Below are 4,923 nucleotides of genomic sequence, written 5' to 3'. Positions count from 1 at the left end.
CATATATAGATGTTATTTTATCATAATCTTTTAGATAAGAAAGTAATTCTAAATATTCTACTAAAAAAGCTTCGTCTACAAATTGATTTTTATTTTCAAGTATATATAAAGCTTTTTCCATATAGTAAACCGCTTTATCATATTCGTTTTTATTTTTATAGTATATTGATAAATTTCTATAGGTTAGGGCATAAGGTTTTATATCTAAAGATTTAATCCAGCAATCGAACGCTTTTTCCTCTAAAAAATTTTCATAATATATAATGCCGAGATGAATTAAAGTAATAGCGTTTTTATTTTCTATATTTTCCAATTCATTTTTTAAATCAAGCATATAGGAATTAGGCAAATACGATTCTTCCATTTCGTCTAAATTTCCATATTCCAATAATTTAAGCCAAGTTAAACATTCTTTATTTATAGAACATTTTGGAAAACTTAAACTTTTAGGAGATTTCTTTAATTTATATTTTTCTCTCCTTATATTTTCTAAAGCTCCCCAGCCTTTTCCGAACGATAAAATCTCGCCGTTAATTTCTAAATTTGATTCTTCAGAATATTTATAAAACAAATCGTTTAAATGATTTTCTCCGACATTATTATCTATAATATTTTGAATCTTTTCTCTAGCTTTTGAATAATTTTTATTGTATAATTCGTCAATATCGTTTTGATTAATTAAATTAACGAAACTAAACATTTGAGTAAATTCTATGCAACTATTGGCGTTAATATCAAAACCGTTTACTTGAGTCGGAGTTATTCCCGCCTGAATCTCGACATAAGCGCCTTCGTTCTCTTTTGATAAAAAACTTTCCCATTTTCTACCGCCTTCTAAATTTCCCCAGCAAAACATTTTTCTATATCTTAATTTATTTGTAGACCTTTCAAAAAAGATAAAACCGTCATTATATACGGCGGCTTCCCAAGGGCTTAAAGTTTCTTTTTTAGTTTGAAAAAAATACTCGCTGGAATATTTGAAATTTAATGGGAAGCTTCCTTCGTCTACAAATGGAGTTTTAGGAAGTTTTGACGCTCCAAATTTTTTTATGGAATTTTCCGTAGAACCAACGCTATCTGGATATATATAAATAACATCTTCCGTAGACGAAAATATTCTTATATTTTTTTCTTCTCTAACGGCTATATTAGTCCACCAATACATAGGCTTTTTATAATTTTCATCATTGATTATTTTTATATGAGCATATAAATTTTTAGAACCGTTTGGCAATCTAAAATCTATTTGATAATATATTTTTTTTGCTCTTTCAAATTCGTATATTCTGAGAAAATCTTCTTCACCATGAACTATTGCAAAAAATAAAGGCTCGCATGTTTGCAAAGAATGTCCGAATTGCGATACATTCCATTCTATACCGCCAGAAAACCACGCGTTTCTTGTAGATAAATTTGCAAGCTGAAAAACGGGATTTTTAAATAGAAGTTCTTTTCCCGTTTCTAAATCTGTTAGCGAATATAATCTTCCTCCGTATTCACATAAAAATATAGCTTTTAATTTATCGTTTTTTATTACTACAGTTTTTAATTGTATAGTTTTTCTATCTCTATCGTATCTGTCTTGCAATTTGTAGGGAAGGATACGCATGCCTATTTCATATCCAAGATTTTTCATGCTTTCTCTATTTAGAGTTCCGTCAGTTTGTATAGGTTTATCTTTTTGTCTATCTCTAAATATAGGAAGCGGATTTTCGCCTTTTAAAGTCGAGCCTTCTATTGATATGGTAGAAAGATATATTTCCATTATTATCCTTTTATAGCTCCGCCCGTAACATTGGCTATGATTTTTTGAGATAATAATATATATAATATAAAAGTAGGTAAAAATACTATAACTACCGCTGCAAACATTCCCGCCCAGTCTCCCGTATATCTCATAGATTGTATCATAGAGAAAAGCCCAACGGCAACTGGACGCATATCGCCTTTATTTGCAAATATTAACGCCATAAAATATTCATTCCATACGGTTATAAAGTTAAATATGCTTACTGTTACTATACCTGGTTGAGCTAATGGCAACATTATTATCCAAAAAGTTTTCATTGGACTGCAACCGTCTATAGCCGCTGCCTCTTCAAATGTGAAAGAGAGAGTTTTAAAAAAAGTTATTAAGAAAAATATAGTAAAAGGAACATTTATGCCTATATATAATATTATCAATACCAACCTTGAATTAGTCATTTTTAACGAAGTGATTATTCCAAATAACGGCATTATTATCATAATTGCTGGTATTCCTAAAGCCGTTACAAATATTTTTTGTATTGCGCTATTAAATTTAAATTGAAATCTTGCCAAAATATAAGCGGCTGGGGCGGATACGATTATTATTCCAATGCATGAAGTTATGGTATAAATTAGAGAATTGACAAAATATCTCGCGACATTATGGGTTATTAACGCTTTTGTATAATTTTCTGGATGCAAACCGTCTTTAAATAAATTATTTTGAAATATATTTGGAGTCGTTGAAAGCGAAGCCAATATAATCCATCCTATAACTAAAAATGTAAATAAACACCATATTCCTAATAATAAATATCCAGGAATAAGAGATATTTGTTTTGACATTTCTCTATTTTTTCTCATAAAATAATTTCCTTAAAAATAAATTTAAAATTCTATTTTTTTATCTTTGAATAATATATTGGTAATTATAAAAGATAAAACTATAATTAAAGTTAGTATTACTCCTACTGCAGCTCCATTGCCGACATTTCTTTCTAAAACTACTGTATTCCCGCCAAAAACTTCTTGATACATATATACCATTGGGGTAATAGTTCCAGGTTCTGGTATTAATGGCGAAAATAGCTGCGACCATACAAAGAATCCTATAGCGTTAATAGTCCATAAAACTATATTAGTTCTTATTACATCCGTAAGCAACGGCAAAGTTATATAGAAAAATTGCTGAAAAACATTAGCTCCGTCTATCGTGGCAGCTTCATAAAAATCCGAAGGTATCCTTTCTATTCCCGCCATGAATATAAGCATGAAATACCCTACCATTCCGAAAGAATAAGCTATAACTAAAGCCATAAATATATTATTTGGAGATGTCCATTGTATAGCGGCTAATTTATCCATACGAAACAAAGAAAATATTGATTTTAAAAGTCCGTATTTAGAGTTATAAATATAATGTATCCACATAGTCGCCATAGCAACAGCCGAAACTACATTTGGAAGATATATAATTGACCTAAAAAAAGATTTTAATTTAACTCCCGAAGTAAGTATAACTGCAAAAACTATTGCAAAGAAAAATATAATAATTCCTCCGATAAGCCATATAAAAAATATATTTTTCAAAGACTGCATAAATAATTGACTATTTAAAAGATTATTATAATTGCCAAAACCGTTAAAAATCCAATCCGACATTTTATCGGAAATAGAACCCATTTTAAAGAAACTCATAATAATCGTTTTTATTGTTGGATAAAAAAATATTAATCCGTATAAGAAAATAGCTGGAAATAGAAATATTATAATCATTGGCAGTCTGCTTTTCTTTAACATTTTAACCTCTCCAAATTTATTAATAAGCGCATCCTTTAAAATATTATTAAGAATGCGCTTAAAATTATATTAAATTTTTATTATTTTTTTACTTCCGCTACAAATTGTTCCGAAGTTATTTGTCCCGTAATAAGTTTTGTAAAAGCCGAAGCTATAACGGGAGCTTTATCCGTATTATATTGCAATCCTGCCGCCCAAGGATAACAAACTCCCAATTTAGAAAATATCTCTTTCGCATCGGTTAATTGTATGGGCCAATCGGTAGTGTTAGCCATCGGAACGCCGTAAGTTTTTTCCGCCAATTCCTTATCCCATTTTCCAGTAGTAAGATGAACTATTAAATTAAACACTTCATCTGGATATTTGCTGTTTTTATTAATTTGGAAAGACTGCCCGCCGTAATTTAAATCGTAAAGCTTGCCAACTCCTCCTGGAACTGTAGGATATGCAAATTGTCCCCATGGAAAATCTGGTCCCGTTGTAGGCATAACTTCATTTACAAGCCAAGTTCCGTTTAGATACATAGATACTTCGCCGTTTGCAATTTCTTGCTGTCCTTGAGGGAATTTATTTCCAGCTACATTTGGAGATAAATATCCTAATTTATAGATTTCTTCCCAGTCTATTGCAGCTCTTAAAACCGCAGGGTCATCCCATAATCCGTCCAATACTAAACTTTTTACCCAATCAGAACCTTTATATCTTGCAACTTGATAGCCGTATAATATGTCCACATAAGCATCATCAACGGTTAGAGGAATAAATCCCGCAGCTTTTAATTTGGCGCAAACTTCTTTAAATTCGTTCCAAGTTTCTGGCGTTTTTGTTATTCCCGCTTTTGCAAAATGGTCTTTATTATACATTATTAAAAAAGTAAAAGGCTGATACGGTATTGCATATATTTTTCCATCTTCCGAATAAGTTTTAGATAAATCCAAAAGAGATTTCATAACCACATCCTGATATGGTTTGCCGTCCGTATTGTCGTATGAATTAGCGACATAATCGTCTAAAGCAAGCGCATATTTTCCCCAATTTCTTATAGTTCTTTCTAAATCTTCATCCCATAAATCTATTTCTTGATTATTGTCTAATGCTGGCTGCAAAGTTTTTCTTATCTCTCTACCATTCCAGTTTACTTCTACCACAATATCGTCATATTTTTTCATGTAATCATTTATCGCTTCTTTGAGAACTTGTCCTTGAGGTTCGACTTCGTTCCACATAGACCAATATACTATTTTTTTCTTATTTGAATTATCCGTATCGGAACAAGAAAATAAGAAAAAGGCAGTTAATAAACACAAAACTAATAAAATATTCTTCATCGTTTTTTCTCCTTGATTGATTATTTATAATATATTTATTTTATAT

At 30.4% G+C, this 4,923-nt stretch carries 4 protein-coding genes; all 4 read right to left on the bottom strand.

Annotated elements, in window-relative coordinates; all coding sequences use genetic code 11:
* A partial coding sequence (locus ACR0QS_RS11020) for a DUF5107 domain-containing protein (protein ID WP_432633498.1) occupies positions 1–1,765 on the bottom strand: 1,765 nt, incomplete at its 3' end.
* Between the two features lie 2 nt (positions 1,766–1,767).
* Positions 1,768–2,613 (bottom strand): carbohydrate ABC transporter permease, encoded by an 846-nt coding sequence (locus tag ACR0QS_RS11015; RefSeq protein ID WP_432633497.1) that lies wholly within the window; start codon positions 2,611–2,613, stop codon positions 1,768–1,770.
* 24 nt (positions 2,614–2,637) lie between these two features.
* Positions 2,638–3,549, bottom strand: coding sequence for a carbohydrate ABC transporter permease (locus ACR0QS_RS11010; RefSeq protein ID WP_432633496.1), 912 nt, complete (start codon positions 3,547–3,549; stop codon positions 2,638–2,640).
* A gap of 80 nt (positions 3,550–3,629) precedes the next feature.
* Positions 3,630–4,877 carry an ABC transporter substrate-binding protein gene (locus ACR0QS_RS11005; protein ID WP_432633495.1) on the bottom strand — a complete coding sequence of 416 codons (1,248 nt, stop codon included), beginning with the start codon at positions 4,875–4,877 and terminating at the stop codon, positions 3,630–3,632.
* Between the last annotated feature and the right edge of the window lie 46 nt (positions 4,878–4,923).

Source organism: Brachyspira sp. (assembly GCF_050873525.1).
GTDB lineage: Bacteria > Spirochaetota > Brachyspiria > Brachyspirales > Brachyspiraceae > Brachyspira.
This window is presented reverse-complemented; position numbering and strand designations above follow the sequence as displayed.

Bases quoted from the DNA above. Each gene is read 5' to 3' on its own strand.
- ACR0QS_RS11015 (WP_432633497.1), bottom strand. From the start codon at position 2,613: ATGAGAAAAAATAGAGAAATGTCAAAACAAATATCTCTTATTCCTGGA.
- ACR0QS_RS11010 (WP_432633496.1), bottom strand. From the start codon at position 3,549: ATGTTAAAGAAAAGCAGACTGCCAATGATTATAATATTTCTATTTCCA.
- ACR0QS_RS11005 (WP_432633495.1), bottom strand. From the start codon at position 4,877: ATGAAGAATATTTTATTAGTTTTGTGTTTATTAACTGCCTTTTTCTTA.